Source organism: Desulfosudis oleivorans Hxd3 (assembly GCF_000018405.1).
Taxonomy (GTDB): domain Bacteria; phylum Desulfobacterota; class Desulfobacteria; order Desulfobacterales; family Desulfosudaceae; genus Desulfosudis; species Desulfosudis oleivorans.
On sequence record NC_009943.1, the window covers coordinates 3,494,528 to 3,510,044 of the forward strand.

At 46.1% G+C, this 15,517-nt stretch carries 18 protein-coding genes; 6 read left to right on the plus strand and 12 right to left on the minus strand.

What is annotated here, in order from left to right; translation table 11 throughout:
- The first annotated feature begins 378 nt into the window (after positions 1 to 378).
- The 6 genes from DOLE_RS14960 (at position 379) to DOLE_RS14985 (ending at position 7,628) form a co-directional block, all read left to right on the plus strand.
- Complete coding sequence (locus DOLE_RS14960) at positions 379 to 897, plus strand: hypothetical protein (RefSeq protein ID WP_041280615.1); 519 nt, start codon at positions 379 to 381, stop codon at positions 895 to 897.
- Positions 894 to 1,805, plus strand: a complete 912-nt coding sequence (locus tag DOLE_RS14965) for a hypothetical protein (protein WP_012176322.1) — start codon at positions 894 to 896, stop codon at positions 1,803 to 1,805. Before DOLE_RS14960 ends, DOLE_RS14965 begins: the two co-directional genes overlap by 4 nt.
- A 293-nt stretch (positions 1,806 to 2,098) precedes the next feature.
- Entirely contained in the window at positions 2,099 to 3,241 is a 1,143-nt protein-coding gene (locus DOLE_RS14970; RefSeq protein WP_012176323.1) for a hypothetical protein, read from the plus strand.
- A gap of 65 nt (positions 3,242 to 3,306) precedes the next feature.
- Complete coding sequence (locus tag DOLE_RS14975) at positions 3,307 to 4,191, plus strand: hypothetical protein (protein ID WP_041280617.1); 885 nt, start codon at positions 3,307 to 3,309, stop codon at positions 4,189 to 4,191.
- A 401-nt stretch (positions 4,192 to 4,592) separates the two neighbouring features.
- Positions 4,593 to 6,902 carry a DNA primase family protein gene (locus DOLE_RS14980; protein ID WP_012176325.1) on the plus strand — a complete coding sequence of 770 codons (2,310 nt, stop codon included), beginning with the start codon at positions 4,593 to 4,595 and terminating at the stop codon, positions 6,900 to 6,902.
- A 501-nt stretch (positions 6,903 to 7,403) separates the two neighbouring features.
- Complete coding sequence (locus DOLE_RS14985; protein ID WP_041280618.1) at positions 7,404 to 7,628, plus strand: hypothetical protein; 225 nt, start codon at positions 7,404 to 7,406, stop codon at positions 7,626 to 7,628.
- A 57-nt stretch (positions 7,629 to 7,685) separates the two neighbouring features.
- Here DOLE_RS14985 and DOLE_RS14990 read toward each other — a convergent pair whose 3' ends face one another.
- The 12 genes from DOLE_RS14990 to DOLE_RS15040 form a co-directional block, all read right to left on the minus strand.
- Positions 7,686 to 7,949, minus strand: coding sequence for a hypothetical protein (locus DOLE_RS14990; RefSeq protein WP_012176327.1), 264 nt, complete (start codon positions 7,947 to 7,949; stop codon positions 7,686 to 7,688).
- Positions 7,930 to 8,394 carry a hypothetical protein gene (locus DOLE_RS14995; protein WP_012176328.1) on the minus strand — a complete coding sequence of 155 codons (465 nt, stop codon included), beginning with the start codon at positions 8,392 to 8,394 and terminating at the stop codon, positions 7,930 to 7,932. The genes DOLE_RS14990 and DOLE_RS14995 overlap by 20 nt, the downstream gene beginning before the upstream one ends.
- 11 nt (positions 8,395 to 8,405) lie before the next feature.
- Positions 8,406 to 8,606, minus strand: a complete 201-nt coding sequence (locus tag DOLE_RS15000) for a hypothetical protein (RefSeq protein WP_041280619.1) — start codon at positions 8,604 to 8,606, stop codon at positions 8,406 to 8,408.
- Between the two features lie 29 nt (positions 8,607 to 8,635).
- A complete protein-coding gene (locus DOLE_RS15005; RefSeq protein WP_012176330.1) occupies positions 8,636 to 9,139 on the minus strand; it encodes a JAB domain-containing protein in 504 nt (167 codons plus the stop codon).
- Between the two features lie 10 nt (positions 9,140 to 9,149).
- Positions 9,150 to 10,076, minus strand: a complete 927-nt coding sequence (locus DOLE_RS15010; RefSeq protein ID WP_012176331.1) for a DUF932 domain-containing protein — start codon at positions 10,074 to 10,076, stop codon at positions 9,150 to 9,152.
- Between the two features lie 128 nt (positions 10,077 to 10,204).
- A complete protein-coding gene (locus DOLE_RS15015; RefSeq protein ID WP_012176332.1) occupies positions 10,205 to 10,768 on the minus strand; it encodes a hypothetical protein in 564 nt (187 codons plus the stop codon).
- A gap of 137 nt (positions 10,769 to 10,905) precedes the next feature.
- Positions 10,906 to 12,771 carry an ATP-dependent helicase gene (locus DOLE_RS15020; RefSeq protein ID WP_012176333.1) on the minus strand — a complete coding sequence of 622 codons (1,866 nt, stop codon included), beginning with the start codon at positions 12,769 to 12,771 and terminating at the stop codon, positions 10,906 to 10,908.
- A complete protein-coding gene (locus DOLE_RS15025; RefSeq protein WP_012176334.1) occupies positions 12,768 to 13,061 on the minus strand; it encodes a hypothetical protein in 294 nt (97 codons plus the stop codon). The genes DOLE_RS15020 and DOLE_RS15025 overlap by 4 nt, the downstream gene beginning before the upstream one ends.
- On the minus strand, positions 13,042 to 13,866 hold the full coding sequence (locus DOLE_RS15030; protein WP_012176335.1) for a PD-(D/E)XK nuclease family protein: 825 nt from the start codon (positions 13,864 to 13,866) through the stop codon (positions 13,042 to 13,044). The genes DOLE_RS15025 and DOLE_RS15030 overlap by 20 nt, the downstream gene beginning before the upstream one ends.
- Before the next feature lie 96 nt (positions 13,867 to 13,962).
- The gene (locus DOLE_RS17620) at positions 13,963 to 14,928 is read right to left on the minus strand and encodes an SWIM zinc finger family protein (RefSeq protein WP_012176336.1); all 966 of its coding nucleotides are present in this window, start codon (positions 14,926 to 14,928) and stop codon (positions 13,963 to 13,965) included.
- Positions 14,897 to 15,028 (minus strand): hypothetical protein, encoded by a 132-nt coding sequence (locus DOLE_RS18695; RefSeq protein ID WP_269719149.1) that lies wholly within the window; start codon positions 15,026 to 15,028, stop codon positions 14,897 to 14,899. Before DOLE_RS18695 ends, DOLE_RS17620 begins: the two co-directional genes overlap by 32 nt.
- Before the next feature lie 12 nt (positions 15,029 to 15,040).
- Positions 15,041 to 15,403: a single-stranded DNA-binding protein gene (locus DOLE_RS15040; protein WP_012176337.1), complete on the minus strand. Its 363-nt coding sequence runs from the start codon at positions 15,401 to 15,403 to the stop codon at positions 15,041 to 15,043.
- Positions 15,404 to 15,517: the final 114 nt, after the last annotated feature.

The window sequence follows — 15,517 nt, forward strand, 5'->3', positions numbered from 1 at the left end:
GGTCCTCCTTTGATGCAAAAAAAAGAGAACCCCCGAGCTTCCTGCCGCCCAGTATTTTCCAGTTTTTATAAACCCAACTGGGGCTTTTTTGAAAATACCGGGCGACCTCCTCGACTGTCATTATTTCAGGTCTGGAATGGCTGTCAAGATCTGTTTGCGACACTTGATTGCTCCCCGGCCCGTTACAGGGTTCTCTGCTGCGATATATGAAGGTTGAACGCTAATATTCGGCACCCGTTTATCCCGAGTGTTTGCATGTCACCAAAACTCTTTTTTTGTTGAAAAAAAACATTTTCAATGTAAACCTCTACATATAGGGAAAAACAACCATCAACTTATACAAACATTTGTATTTAATCGATAAATAGGCAATTTGGGATGGTCAAATCGGTTTGTATAAAATGCGGGCAATACAAAACAGGCCCTTGTCCACAACAATGTACGAAGCTTGAGGCGCAGCTGAAGAAAGAAGGTCTTGCTCCCATAAAATCGGGGCATAATATGATTAAGAATATTGATGCCCGTAGGAAGATTGTGCCCGGGAATAAATATGTGGCGGACAATGATCAAAATGTGGAATGGGATACTAAATCATTTCAAGATGTTATAGAGGATATTGTTATGGACGATAAGATGTATAAAATAATAAGAAAGCATGCCACAGTCTGTGACCACAAGAGTCGTCGAAAAAGAAAACGCTTATTTTTTGCTTTCATAAGATGTGCAAAAGAAAAAGAACTGGCCGAAAGAGCCGGCTGTACCCCAGAAAACATAAGAAAATATTTGGCAAGGATGTTTACTTGTATAGTTAGGAGGTTGGCCAAAGACAATCAGGAGGAAATTGTTAAATTAACGCCAACGGGATATAAAAGAAAATGGATTCACGGAACGCCATGAATAAAATCGAGCAAATAAGATTCGAGCTTAAAGAGTCTCTGCTATGGCAGGCCTTAAATAACCGGCTTCTGAATTTGAAAAACCAGGGAATTTCTATTCAGGATGCTGACCATCAGTATTTACAAAAGTTTTGTTTCGATAATGATCTTTTCTCAACAGTCACGGCGCCCATCATTTATGAGGATATCCCCTTTTCTTTAATCACGGATTTTAAGGGGCTCTGTTTTGTGTCGATTGAACATCAGGCATGGAACAGCGCTATTCATGAGAGCCTGCCCGGTGTGGTTACGTTAAGTATTGATAAAGCACGTGCTGACGCGTTTGAAGCTCTTTCGATTTATGACAGGAAGTATCAGTTTTTTTTGGAAGACAAAGCGCAAGAGGATGACAGCGACGATGACGCTGAGCTTTACGCGTTTATAGATGAATGTGAAGATATGCGGAACCCTGCGGACGATTTTGCCGAGATCGTTTTCAAAGCCTATGATGCTAAGGCTGATTTTATCAAGCACGTTCTTGAAACTTATAAGTCCGTAAAGACAAAAACCAAGGACGATACCGTTGTGCTTGACATAGCTGACAAGGACGAAATAATATCGGCCTACCGTAATATGTTCTGCGCAACAGTCCTGGCGTTTCTGCCAACAGGAAGCCGATCACCATCAGAATTATTAAGACAATGGAAACTCCATAGCCACCTACATACAGCCAGGGATGATGCCGGTGCTAAACAGTCAATCAAGAACTTCTGTGAACACGAACTCAAAGCATTTGAGCAGGAAAATCAGATCATAGAAAAATTTCGTTCCGAACTCACCCAATCCATGCAGACCAAGAATATCAACACAATTTATCTCTGCAACACCACCCCTTTTTACTTTTTAAGCAATCCCTTCCCAGTCGTATAACCATCATTTAAATCCAGATCAGCTTCAGCAGTGATTTCCATCTCACCCGAGGATTAATATCCCTGAAGACCACTGCCAATACGCAGCATACTGCGTATTGGCAATTTTTCATCTATTTTGTTTTATTTCAAATATTTACCTCATGTTTGGGTTGATTTTTTCTATTAACAGATGCCCTGAAATTTTTTGGCGGTGGAAAGGAGGCCGGTGAACGAAGGCCGTCAGACGGGGGATTGAACAAGGCGGGGCAAAGCCCCAGACAAACCAATCAACCCAAAATGGAGGAAAGAAAAATGACAACATTAAAAAAAAATAAAAACAATCAGTTAAGTGAAGAGTCGGTGCCCACTCAAGAGGCCGCTGACCAGGAAGATCAAATGGTGACAGATGGAGTTGACCCGGATGTTACCTCAGTCGAAACGCCAACGGCGGAGCTTCCCCCAGATGTTACCAAAGAGCCTCGCAACGGGGAAGAAGTGCATCTGGATGCTTTTCATGGTGATCCCGACATGACGATTGCCTATTTGCGTGTATCTGATGACGATGGCCCACTTCATGGCAATCCAGACCTGGAACAACGGGTCAAAAATTTTATCAATCAGCATGCTGATGGCGCCGGCATTGCAGAAAATGAAATAGACGAAAAACTGTCGCAAATAAAAGAACTGGTCGGACAGTATTCAGCTGTTGTTACCAGGTCGGAAGCCTTCTGCGCCGGTGTCATCACGAAATACCGGCTGCGGGAAGCCATGTTGCTTAATATAGCCAAGCAGTTGATTAAAAAAAAGGGACTCACATGGGAAGAGCACTTCAATGCAAATTATCCCGAATCGTCGCGCCGAAGTGCGCAGGACTATATGCGACTCGCAAAGATACCCCGTATTATCGGCTATGCCGTCTTTGGTAAAGAGCGGCTCCTGGAAATAATAAGGGCAATCAAACCAGCCGAATCAGACGACCCGATCGGCGCTTTTCTCCTCCAGAATGACATCAACTTTACACCGGATGATGATGACCTGTCTGATATCACGGAGCTCAAAACGAAGGTTGATGCAGCCCTTGTGATGGAGAAGGTTCAGTCCATCGCGCAGAAAAACGGAGTTGACCTGGAGGTCGATCCCCAGAAGATCGAGATGCTGATCGCACTTGGTAAAGAGCCAAGCGATTCTTTGCTTAAGAAGATGGTAACGATGCAAAAATTCGGCGGTGATGCCAACGCCTACCTCGATGAGATCTGTATGAATGGCGGGGCGGATGTTCATGTCGCCGGGTCGAGTGTCACGGCGGAGAGCCTGCCCACTATTATTGCGCGCGTGAAGTCAATCCGTGAACATATAAGCGATGACGCAAGTTTGCTTGATCAGATCAAGCTTCAGGACATTGAGGCTCTGGAAGGTGAAATCGCGGCCCTGAAGCAATTAAAGAACAATCAATAACCCTATTGCAGCCCCTCCCTTGGCCGCTTGGTCTGGGGAGGGGCTTTTTCTTTAAGGAGGCAACCATGAAAATATACTGTGCCAGTTTGAATTTTGAGACCCTATTGCGGTTTAATAAAATTTGTCCCGGGAGAAGGCTGAATGTACTCCGCTCATTCGCGTTGCTGAGCCCCTACGAGTGCCTGCTGCATAATGCGCACAGGGGTAAGATAGGCAGCATGATACTGGACTCGGGAACATTTTCGTTAAACTATGCAGCAGGCATCAACCCAGCACAGGTATGCCTTAATGGCTACTTAAGATATCTTAAACTGTTTGGAGGCAGGTTTGACTGGTACGCAAATTTCGATGCGGACTTCAATGAAAACGGATTTGAAAACAATCTGGGAAGCCAGCAGGCTCTGGAAGCTGAGGGCTTGTCTCCAGTCCCTGTCGTGCATGACATTTATGGCGATGAAATCCCCTACTACATTCAAAAAGGGTATCGCAGAGTGGCGCTGGGTTCTCCACAAATAACAAATGAAGATGCTTTGGCCATGGCTTTATCTAAATTTGCGGGTACCGACATAAAGATCCATCTGATGGGCAATGTCCGTTTTAAATATCTTGCCAATTTTCCGATCCATAGTGCAGACACAGCCGGATGGGCAAGAACCGGGGGATTCGGCCTCATCAGATACTGGAACCCTGAAAAAAAAGGGATCAATAAAACAGACCGAATATATCTTCAAGAACGAATCAAGGGGGGCCCGGTAGGTAACACGGTTTATTCCACATATCAGTATCGATCGGAATTGGATAAATTCCTCTGGAAAACTTTTAATCTTACATATTATGACCTGATCGGGCCTACAGGGCAAGCAAACAAACAACTGGTGAACACCTATTATTACGCCCAACTGGAGGACATTATAACCGACATCCACCGGCAGAAGGGTTTTAAGACGTAAGATTAGCGCAAAAACGCAGCTTCCTGCGTTTTCCCCTAGATAGGGCAGATTCAAACGAGTCTGCCCTATTTTTTCTTTGCCCCAGGCATTACCCAGCCCGACAGAAACAATCCCCACCAGAAGCACCAGAATTTCAACGCCCTAGAAACAATCTCCAACCGATCTCAACATTTTTTCAGAACAAATAATAAATATTAATTTTCAACAACATAAAGGAGACAAAGGCATGAAAAGAAACCCATTAGTATCTTTTACCACAAATTTACCTTTAGACGTCAGGAACAAACTACGACAAATGGCGGCCCGAAAAAACATCGAAAACCAGGAACGGGTCACGTCATGTGCGGAGATCGCACGACGGATATTAATTCAAGAAATCAGAAATATGGAGGAAAACAAGTATGAAGAATAATCGACAACCACAAATTAAAGACAAGGAGCTCTTTTGTACCGAGGTATACAATTTTTTTAATATCATGTTCGGCGATATAGGCACAAAAGGCTATGGTGCCATTGAAATTCGGGTATTGAAGGACGGCCATCCAAATGCTTTATTTAACAGTAATTTTGGAAAAGTCATCGAGGCCGCGTTTAATTATTGCAACCTTGCGCATGATGTTTATTTCGGCGTTAATCCGAGGATTGGTGGCGCAGGGAAAAAAGAAAATGTGCATTATGTGACCACCCTACACGTTGATATCGACTACGGAAAACCTGGCCACAAGAAAGCATCCGAATATGCCGACTATGATTCTGCACTAAATGCCATTCAACGCTTTGAATTAAAGCCGACTGTTGTGATCCACACTGGCGGTGGTTTTCATTGTTATTGGGTGTTGGAAAATCCAGTGTGCGTCAAAGATGTTGGAATAGAAAAAGTCGAAGACATAAACAAGGCGTTGTCCCGCCTTTTAAAGGGGGACACGACGAGCCAAGTCAATATGATTCTGCGGGTACCCTACACGTATAATTTTAAAATACCGGAAAACCCACGGGAAGTTGCCATTGTTGATAAAAGCGGACCTAAATATAATTTAGAAAATTTTGATTACCTTGTTTCAAAAGAACCTGAAATCAAAGGAATAAAGCCAACTGTTGAAAAACAGGCCAGCCAAGGCGATAGGCCGATTAACAGTGGGCTGAGAATTCCGGATCTCCGCATATCGGATAAGATGAAAGATCTTATCTTGTCAGGCGGAGCGGGACACTATTCTTCCCGTAGTGAAGCTGATATGGCGGTTATTCTGGCTTTGGTCAGTAAGGGGTATAGTGACGATGAAATCAGGTCCATTTTCGAAAATTATCCAAGGGGTGCCAAATATCTGGAACATAGTGATCCTTCCCAGTATTTGAACCATAATATTAAAGAAGCAAAAAAAATTTCCAATCTGACCGAAGAAGAAATGGCTGATCCTCTGTTTATATCTGGCACAATTACCAAGAACAAAAATAATGAATACAAGCTGGATGTTTTTTGTTTTGAAGAATATTTTTCAAAAAAACATCAGTTGAAGTATCTGGCAGATGAGACGTCGTTTTTTAAATATAATGGTCAGTGTTATGAATATATTAATAAGGACACGCTGAATGCAGAATGCCAAAAAGAACTGGGCAGAAAACGTAAGTTGTTTACAACAAAAGATTTATCAAGCTTTGAGCATCATTGCATAGGAGACCCGCAGTGTATTTTAAGCAATGCGAATCAGGACCAAGTCAAATATCTGACTCTCCAAAACGGGTTATTTGATTTGGATCAGGGTGTTCTTGTTCATCATTCACCAGATACCTTTACAACAAATCTTTTACCGTATGATTACGACGAATTAGCCCAATGCCCATTATGGTTGAAGTATTTGGATGATGTGTTTATGGGCGATCAAGACAAAATAATGTTTGCCCAGGAAGCAATCGGATATGTTTTTTTAAAGCAGATACCAACCCCAGCGCTGTTCTTTTTAAAAGGCACTGGAAGTAATGGCAAGTCTGTTTTTATAAATACAATCACTAATTTATTTGGCGAAGAAAATGTGGCAAGCATCAGTTTAGGTAGCTTTAGTAAGGAGTATTATACCTTGGGCCTTTTCGGAAAAATGGCAAATATCTCCGGAGAAGCACCAAATAAGTTTCTTAGCACAGACGTAGTTAAAGCGATCGTGTCCGGTGACTGGGTACAAGGACGAGACCCCTATAAGCGACCCACAAAGTTCAGACCATATGCAAAACATTTTATTGCAATGAATGAGGAGCCGGCAACAGATGATAATTCCTATGGTTGGTGGCGACGTATATATGTTTTAAAATTTGAAAGGACATTTCATAAGCATGAAATGGATGTTTTTCTAACCGACAAATTAAAGAATGAATTGTCAGGAATTTTTAACTGGGCGATTGCCGGATATCACAGACTTAAGGAAAATGGCTATATCCTGCACACAGGAGAAAGCTTGGAACAAGCAAAATACAACTATCAATGCCAAAACAATAACGTCATATCATTCATTAAGAAAAAGTGCGCTAAGGCGCAAGCGACTGATAACTATATTTTATTCAAAGATCTGTATCATCTGTACTGTGCTTACTGTGAGAGTAATGGAGCAGATGTCCTGTCAAAAAAGGACTTTAGAAAGACCTTGGAGAACAGTGGGTATAAAGTCGATAACAACACCAAAGCATCAAATAGTCTTTGTGTCTATGGCATAGCATTATTGTAATTATTGCTTTCTTTTTCTTTTCAAAAAAAAAGAGAATAATATTTAAGTGAAAAAATATATCTAACCAATGTTAGATAAATAATTTTTTTAATCTCTGTTAATTCAAAATATTATAAAAATACAAGCTGTTATAGAAAAAGATTAAGGATTAATGTAAAAAACAAAACTTTTTTATATATATATTATTAGTAATATATATTATTTATAAATAAAAGTTTTATATACCACATTAATTTTTTAATTTTTTAAACTAAATATTTGTTATTATACAATAAATCCTATTTTCAAATTTAATCAAGCGTTAATTATTTTTTAAGTTATTACAATAAATAATCGAATAGATATTACTTTTTTTTATATTTTTTACAGAAATATGCTTAACTGGCAATTCTTTATGTTGTTCGTTAATTGATTTTTGTTAGATTTATTTTCTTTTTTGAAAAAAAAGAAACAACTACAAAAGCTGTACTTATAAAAAAACTTTTTAAAGGAGGAAATCTTATGTTTAACGATCACTATGATACCAATGAATCCAAAGCCCCCTATTGTATACATAAAAGCCCGATATCAGATATTTTTTTTGATGATCATTTTTTATCTGAAGAACAGATTTATGACAATACTGCCCGCGAATTTATGTTTGAGCAACTGCTGATCGAATGGGAAGAAAGCCTCGCCGACTTGGAAGTCTTACAAAAACACTATGAATCGTTGATTTATGAATAATCGAAAAAACCCCATGCCCTCCCTCCATCAGGCAGGACATGGGGTCTTGTTATCCGGTTAATCCGAAGGGTCCAGGCTCATGGTCCAGGCCATCTCAGCATAGTGGGCCACCTTTTCAAGGTCATGCGGCTTCTTTTTCCCGTTCCACATCCGCAGGGCGTATCGCAGGATATTCCAGATGCCGATTTCCGGCTTTGACATGGACATCAGGTCGATACCCTGTCTCCCATCCATCTTGTATTTTTCCACCGTCTGGTCCTGGATATACGCCTCCATGTGCTCAGAAAAGCGCCGCCAGTTTTCAACTCGATCGTTGTGCATATTCTGATTCCTTTCGTTGTGTGGTTGCCGGGGCGACCCTGCCTGATGCTTTTGCCGCAAGGTAATCCCCGATCCGATACATATCGTTGATGGTCTCTCCCTCTCCGGTTATCCGAGAAAGCCGGTCATGCTGCTGCTGGTCAAAGATTTTGTTCTCCAGGCAGAAGGCGAGCAGATCCCGGACGTTTTTAAAAGACGCCTCGCCCATTCCCCATCGCCGAACAAACGTTTTTTGACCAAGCACGATCCGCATCACACCGAACTTCTCATTACAGCCAAAATACCAAAGCCTGTGATCGCCAGGGAGCTGACTGTCGCCGTCATAGCAGGCCCCCATATCATCAACCAGGTAGGCATATAGGGTTTCAGGGGGGATCTTGCCGTAAATGGAGGGATAGCCGTCCGTGTAAATCTTGACGTACATCTCGCAGAAGAATTTTTTCATGTCGGTCCCTTTCACTCCACATCCACATAGTCCATGGTGACCGCCAACAGGGTGTTATAGTCCCCGGCTGTGGCTTCCCGGAAGTATTTATCAACATATTCCGTGTCTGCCCCGGCACGTTTGAGGGCTTTTCTGACGGTTCCCATTACAGCGAACGCATTGCCGTCATGTCCCGTGAGCCTGACAACAGGTTTGTCTTTCGGGGGTATCATCATATGTCTCCTTTGTTTTGCCGTTTTTATTATTCCCGGGACAACCGGCACAGAAAGTCACAAAACCGGACATCCGCTGACCCGATCACACCGGCATCGGCAAAACTGTAATATCCTTCACCGACAATGATATGGTCATGCAGGTCCACATTCATGCTTTTTAAGGCCACCAGCAACCGGATGGTGATTCTTGTGTCCTCGACAGACGGGCCGGGATCACCAGTAGGATGGTTATGGGTAATCACAACAGCGGAAGATTTAAGGGCAATGACCCGCTTGATAATCTCCCGGGGATAAACTGCCGTACTGGAAAGGCTACCGGTAAACATCTTTTCCATGGCCAGGATTCTGTTTTTCGTGTCCAGATAAAGGCAGTAAAGTGTTTCAACATCATCGGTTTCGGCAAAGACCGGCTTCATGATGTTGTAGACCTCCTGGGCGCTGCTGATCTCCTGCCCCCTTACCGCCTCCTTGACCATCGGTACAAAATGCCCGGACTTTAACTGCCGCCAGAACTTTGCTTGGTCTTCCATGGCGCCTCCTCTAAGTAACCATGTCCAGTATGTCGCCCCCTATCCGCTGAAGACGATAACTGGACTCCGCCGGCAGGCCTTCCATCTGTGCCGCCCTGGTATAGGCCTGGATAATATTAAACATCGTCTTTCCGGATTCCTGGGACCAGCCCCAATCCACCGCCTCTTTTTCCTGAGCGCTGACAGCGAACTGACGGTTAAAGCTGTCCATGGTCTGCATGGGGTTATCCACCGGGGCCTCCATAGAGATTCTGAATTGCCTCTGCTGGGCACCGAGCTCTTTTGATACCGTTTCAATGGTCTGGGGGAACTCTTTTAAAATACGGGTGGACACATGGCGATAGGAGGCGGATATACCGGTCCTGGCAATCAGTCCGTTGGTGCAGACCAGACGCAGCACAAAGGCAGAAATCGTCAAAGACGCCAGCCCCACCTCGCTGTTAGAGATACTGATACCGGGCTTGAACCGGTCACCATTGATATCAAAAGCCTTCCTGCCGTCCGGTATGGACAGTGACAAGAATTCCGCGTCCAGGCTGCACTGAACCTTTGTGTCCGGCCCATATCCAAGAGAATCCAGCCTTTCCAGGATTTCAAAGTTGTCCACCGGCGTGTATTTCGGGGTAAAGACGGCCCGAATCTCATCTCCGTCAAACCGGATAAACAGCTGATCGTTTTTTTCCTGGTTTATCCAGTGGTTCAGGTTGGCCGCCTGGATCTCTTCCGGGCAGCGTCTCAAATAGGGAAAAGGGATTCCAAGCCGGTTGGCAAATGACCTCTGAGCGACAGGCCTCACCGGATGAGGGGTTCCTGACAGGCGAATACTGTCAAGGCTTTCAAAATCGATATCTTTTACGTCAACGTGGTGGTCATGGCACTGGGCCGACATTTTATCAACCCGGTCAAAGACCTTTTCAAGGGTAACAAGTTTCTGCATGAGAGTGCTCCTGTTCGTTATGATCGTGTTTTAAATAATCCCGGTGCATATCACTGCCGGGTATCGGCGGCTTACCGGGCATAGGGCGCAAGTCTATTGTCGATTCGATGTTTCCTGCGCTTGTGGGGTCATGGGGGTGTGACTTGCGCATCATTTTCAGCTGCCGGAGTGTGACCGGCTGGAACGGATATGCCATGGTTTCCTCCCTGATGAATGTATTCTGTTGCCACAGGTCGCCCGATATCAAACAGGGCCACAGAAACCGGAAGGGAGATCGTCGGGGTAAGCATCTCCACCTCGGTTTTGACCAGGTCATAGCTGGAGCCGTAGGATGATTTTTCACTTCTCTGGGCGGTGAGCATCAGAACGCCGGCATCGATCCGGCCCTTGTCAAAAGAGACCTGAAGACGTAAAAGCCCTTCCAGGATGTATTCGTAGGTCGCGAAATTACCCTCCAGGGCGATACGTTTTTTAAATCCCTTGTGCTGGTACCGCCGGCCCTCAAGAATGGCCAATGTGCCGTTTTCTCTCCAGCCCATCTCGGCTAAAGCCTGATGTGTCAGCTCCCGCCGGTATGATGACCCGTCTAAAACATCGGACAGGTAATCCATGGTGAGATGGATGTCACTGATCAGTCGCTTTTCTTTTAAAATGGCGTCCGAACCTCTAAAGTGCAGCATTTCTACGGGCATGGTTTTCCTCCTTGTATTTGTGTCGGTTAAACATCGTCGTTAATGGGCCTGACAGCGCCCCTGAGGGTCCTTTCGGCCGTTGGTATATATGGGTTGGGTTAAAGGGGATCGGGTGCTCAGGAGGGCATCCGGCGAGGTCAGGCAGAAACCTTTTTGTCGGTCTCCTGGCCCAGTATCTCGCAAAGGAATCGGGATGTGCGGGCCGCCTGACCCAGGCAGGTCATGTAATGGCTCAAATACAAAAGATGCATGGCACGGGAAATGGCGACAAAGCAGATACGCCGTTCCTCCTCGATGTTTTCATTGCGCCGGGTGGGCAGAATCCCCTCCACCATACCGACCAGGAACACCACGGGAAACTCCAGCCCCTTTGCCTTATGAATGGTCATCAGGCTGACCCCCTCCCTGTTGTCACTGACCGATTCGTTCTGAAAGCCCGCCGCATAGTCCAGAAAGGCCCTGATATCATCATACCGGGCCGCGGACAGCAGCAGCTGGTCCATATTCTGAATCTTCACGTCATCCGGGCTGGGCATGTCCTCTTCACTGACATATCGGTCAATATCCAGAGAGGTCCTGACCAGGCTTATTGCCTCAGCAGGCCTGATATGGCCGGCCTCACTGATCAGCGGATCTAAAAATCCGGTTAACGCCTGAATGTTTTTCCGGATATAAGGAAGGGTGACAGGCAGTTCTTTTAAGGCCCGGTAGAGATGAAACTGTTTTTCTGCGGCAAAGGACCTGAGCTCGCCGATGAACTTTCTGCCGATATACCGGTTGGGGACATTTAAAATCCCGGCAAGGGCCTCATCTCCTTCGTCTGTCTCAGGGGAGGATATAACCCGCAGATAGTCCAGCAGAATCTTTACCTCCCGCCGGTCATAAAAGCAGAGGCCGTTTTCAATGTGATAAGGGATTTTGTGCTGAGAGAACACCTCTTCGATGATCCGGCTTTGAAAATTGCACCGGTAGAGCACGGCCATATCCTGGTAATCATAATCCGTAGATTCTTTTAAGGTCTGTATCTCATGGACCAGGTTGATGGCTTCGGTCTCTTCAGAAGAGGACTCAAGAACGATGACCTCCTCACCGTCCGGATTGTCCGTTTTTAAGGTTTTATGGATCTGTTTTTCGTTATGCCGGATCAGGTTCTGGCAGGCTGCAAGGATCTGGGGAGTTGACCGGTAGTTGACATGCAGTATCATCTGCTGTGAATCCGGAAAGATGGATTTGAAATGAATGATGTTACCCACCGAAGCCCCGGTAAAGGAAAATATCGCCTGATGGTCGTCTCCCGTGCACCAGAAAGAGCCCTGCCGGTTTTCCGGTATCAACAGTTTTAAGATTTCCATCTGGGCGGGATTGGTGTCCTGGAACTCATCCACCAGCAGATGACAAAACACCTCCTGATATTTTTCTCGTATGTCGATACGGTTATTGAGCATGTCATGGGTTCTCACCAGCAGATCATCAAAGTCCATGAGCATACGTGCCGATTTTTCACGGTCATAGGCTTCGTAGATATCAGCGATCCTGACCATGGTCCGGTCACCCGCATGCATGACCCGGAACTCCTCGCAACCGATCAGGTTGTTTTTCGCCAGGGAGATTTCTCCAAGCACCATGCCGGCGGACACCTCTCTGATTTTGAGCTTTTTTATGACCTCCTTTATGAAAATCATCTGTTCCCTGCCGGAAAGAATCTCAAAGACAATCCCTTCCGACCGCAATAACGTGTAACAGAACGAATGTATGGTGGTTAAAAAGACCCTGGATGACATCTCTCCTAACACCGGGACCAGTCTGTGTCTCATCTCATCCGCCGCGTTCCGGGTAAAGGTGAGGCCCAGGATGTTTTCCGGGGGGATGCCATGCTTATTGACCAGGATGCCGATTCTTTCCATCATGGTCCGGGTTTTACCACTGCCGGGCACTGCTATGACCACGCAGACCCCGTCGGTAAACTCAGACGCCTTTTGCTGTTCCGGATTTAAATCGCTCATGCGGCCCGTTCCTCCTGTTTTATGTAGTTTCTGATGGTGTTGATCGCCATCTTCAGCCGGAAGTTTTTCGCAATAATGGGGTCCATTGCGGCGTCCGTTACATCGGAATGGATCTGCCGACGCAGCTTTTTGATGTATTCTTTTCGAAGGTCACAGAGAAAAGAGATCACTTTCTCCGGGGGATGACGCAGCAGGAGCAGTTCAATGTTGACAATCTGATGGGACCGGTCTTCTTCCGGATAAATGACCGTAAGAAAACTCTGGGCCTTGTTAATTACTTTTCTGGGCATAGGCACCTCCCTCAAACCAGGCCTTGCAGGCGGTCTTGTACTGGCAGCCGGCACATTTCCAGGACTCTTCGTTGGGCATAAACACGCCTTTGGAGATCCCTTCATAAACAGAAAGGATTTTTCGTCTGGCTTTTAATTCATCCCATTCTGACCGGATGGTGTAGTACTGCTCAAACTTCGGGATCTTTGTCTTGATCAAAGCGTCAAACCGCAAAAGGATCTCCCGTCCGGCAAAACCATTGGCCCTGGCCGCCATCTGGTAAATTGTCAGCTGAAGATTCTTGTCCATGTCCGCGTTTGAAAAGGCCCTGGAACTGGTTTTGTGATCAACAATGGTGATGGTCCCTGCCGCGTCTTCCAAAACCAGGTCATAGGCGCCTATGATCGGCATGGGCAGGCCTTCAAGCTCAAAGGCAAAGGGTTCTTCAATTCCGATGATGGTTCCCGTGTCTTCCGGCAGCTGATGACAAAAGGTGACAACAAGCTCCTTTCCCTCCAGCAGCAGAGAGGCATAGTCCTGACCGGGCTTATACTGGATGTCATTTCTATCCTCGGCCATCTGTTGCCAGTAATGCTCAAACAGGGCACCCAGTGTTCTTGCCGAGAGTCGCTTTCCGTTTGCCAGGGCCTGATAGAATTCTGCCAGCACGGCATGGACGGCACTGCCAAAGACAAGTGGCGCGGGTGTAAAATCAGGACTCACCCCGATAATTCTGCCAAGGTAATAGCTCAGTCCGCAGTCCATATAGCCGGATATGGCTGACGCCGAAAGATGGGGCTGCTGTCTTAGTTCCTGTAAGTCCATTGTTCTGTCTCCATAAAATAAGAAAGGGACAGAAAAGCCCATGTTCTGAGCCTTCCTGTCCCTTTTTGGGTTAAATGATCTTTTTGCCGACTGAGCCTATGCGGCCTGCTGCAACTGGCGAATAAATGCCGATGCATCCGCGGTGGTCAGATTGTCCAGGTTCACATGATAGGTGTCCTGTACCATCTGTTCCAGGGATTCTACAGAGATTCCCCGACGGCGGCTCAGGTTAAGAATGGCCCGTTTCTGGGCATCGCTCATCAACACAGGCGCATCCTGGGGTGTTGTCGCTTCCTCGGGGGCAGCCTTTTGTGTTTTTTGATCGTCAGATTTGACCGATACCGGGGGGTTATTGTTCTGTGCGGCCGGGGCCTCTTTTTTAGCGGGCTGGGCCTTTACCGGGGCTTTTTTCCGGGAGGGTTTCTGGAAACCGGTTTTGGGAAGGACATCATCGAGATTGCCGATTTCTTCAATACAGGTAATGCCGATGTTCACATAATCCCGTAACGCTCTGGCCTTGGCCCTGGTTGCGGCCATACGCAGAATATGGGAGGCGATCATCTTGTTGACATTACCGGGACTGGCGTCTCCCCACTCTACAAACTCCTCTCCAAGCTTGGACTCCACCGAAGCCTTGCAGATGGCCTCCATGCCGTTTTCTTTGGTCGGATACTGCATGGCCTCCACAGAAATCCTGCGAATCCCCTTCATGTGGGCCATGTCCAGCAGGCCGGCGTAGAGCACAAACTCCCGGCCCTGAATGGTGGTGATAAACCGCTCGTCCAGCCTGGGTTTCTGTTTTTCAATAAACGCGGCGTTCTCAACCGATCCGGACTGCACGGCGGAGATCACGGCCAAAAGGTGTTTGCACTTGAACCCCGGATCGTTTTTGCTGTTACGGGTAAAGTCCCCGCATACACAGGACTGGTCCGTGTCGGTAAATATCACCCTGTACATGATTTTCTGCTCCGCGCTTTCTACATAAAAACTGCCGTCGTCGGTCTGAAGCACCCGAAGCTGCTGAGCCTTTTCATTTCTCTTCTGAATCTCTTTTGCTGTCATTGTTCTGCCTCCTGTTGACCACTTCTCTTAGAATTTCTATTACGCCTTTTGCGATCTCAAAGACCGCATACCAGATGTAATCTTTTCCCGGTCGGATCATACGTCTCCCCTTTTAAAATGGTGGCTGATCTGTCCCGGCGGCCGGCTCCTCCTCTTTGTCATTGATCCGGATAAACTCGATGCTGTTTGCATTCAGCTGGTAGGAACTGCGTTTTTCATTGTTCTCCGTCTCCCACCGCTGCTGCTGCAGATAGCCTGAGACCGCGATTCTTGCGCCTTTGTGCAGGTAGTTTTCCGCGGTGTCGGCCAGTTTTGAAAAGCACTTTACCTTTATCCAGCCGGTCTGCTCCTGTCCGTCCTTGAACCCGGAAGCAAAGGCCAGGGAAAAAGAGGCAATGTGGGTGCCGCCGTCGGGTGTGAAAAAGTTTTCAATGTCGCTGCCGATGTTTCCTGCAAGTGTCACTACGTTTAACATGGTCCACCTCCAAAATAAGTTGTTGAAAAAACATTAAGAAAGGCTCTCTGTTTATTCATATATATAAAGAGGCGGGGCTATCCCTGATTTTGGGGAAGAAAACCAGTGGCAGAA

What these genes read in the sequence shown, in the direction of transcription:
- DOLE_RS15030 (WP_012176335.1), bottom strand. Translation starts at nt 13,866, where the DNA reads ATGGACTTACAGGAACTAAGACAGCAGCCCCATCTTTCGGCGTCAGCC.
- DOLE_RS18695 (WP_269719149.1), bottom strand. Translation starts at nt 15,028, where the DNA reads ATGATCCGACCGGGAAAAGATTACATCTGGTATGCGGTCTTTGAGATC.
- DOLE_RS15005 (WP_012176330.1), bottom strand. Translation starts at nt 9,139, where the DNA reads ATGGAAGACCAAGCAAAGTTCTGGCGGCAGTTAAAGTCCGGGCATTTT.
- DOLE_RS15010 (WP_012176331.1), bottom strand. Translation starts at nt 10,076, where the DNA reads ATGCAGAAACTTGTTACCCTTGAAAAGGTCTTTGACCGGGTTGATAAA.
- DOLE_RS14990 (WP_012176327.1), bottom strand. Translation starts at nt 7,949, where the DNA reads ATGCACAACGATCGAGTTGAAAACTGGCGGCGCTTTTCTGAGCACATG.
- DOLE_RS14960 (WP_041280615.1), top strand. Translation starts at nt 379, where the DNA reads ATGGTCAAATCGGTTTGTATAAAATGCGGGCAATACAAAACAGGCCCT.
- DOLE_RS15000 (WP_041280619.1), bottom strand. Translation starts at nt 8,606, where the DNA reads ATGATACCCCCGAAAGACAAACCTGTTGTCAGGCTCACGGGACATGAC.
- DOLE_RS15020 (WP_012176333.1), bottom strand. Translation starts at nt 12,771, where the DNA reads ATGAGCGATTTAAATCCGGAACAGCAAAAGGCGTCTGAGTTTACCGAC.
- DOLE_RS14965 (WP_012176322.1), top strand. Translation starts at nt 894, where the DNA reads ATGAATAAAATCGAGCAAATAAGATTCGAGCTTAAAGAGTCTCTGCTA.
- DOLE_RS14995 (WP_012176328.1), bottom strand. Translation starts at nt 8,394, where the DNA reads ATGAAAAAATTCTTCTGCGAGATGTACGTCAAGATTTACACGGACGGC.
- DOLE_RS14970 (WP_012176323.1), top strand. Translation starts at nt 2,099, where the DNA reads ATGACAACATTAAAAAAAAATAAAAACAATCAGTTAAGTGAAGAGTCG.
- DOLE_RS17620 (WP_012176336.1), bottom strand. Translation starts at nt 14,928, where the DNA reads ATGACAGCAAAAGAGATTCAGAAGAGAAATGAAAAGGCTCAGCAGCTT.
- DOLE_RS15015 (WP_012176332.1), bottom strand. Translation starts at nt 10,768, where the DNA reads ATGCCCGTAGAAATGCTGCACTTTAGAGGTTCGGACGCCATTTTAAAA.
- DOLE_RS15025 (WP_012176334.1), bottom strand. Translation starts at nt 13,061, where the DNA reads ATGCCCAGAAAAGTAATTAACAAGGCCCAGAGTTTTCTTACGGTCATT.
- DOLE_RS14985 (WP_041280618.1), top strand. Translation starts at nt 7,404, where the DNA reads ATGTTTAACGATCACTATGATACCAATGAATCCAAAGCCCCCTATTGT.
- DOLE_RS14980 (WP_012176325.1), top strand. Translation starts at nt 4,593, where the DNA reads ATGAAGAATAATCGACAACCACAAATTAAAGACAAGGAGCTCTTTTGT.
- DOLE_RS14975 (WP_041280617.1), top strand. Translation starts at nt 3,307, where the DNA reads ATGAAAATATACTGTGCCAGTTTGAATTTTGAGACCCTATTGCGGTTT.
- DOLE_RS15040 (WP_012176337.1), bottom strand. Translation starts at nt 15,403, where the DNA reads ATGTTAAACGTAGTGACACTTGCAGGAAACATCGGCAGCGACATTGAA.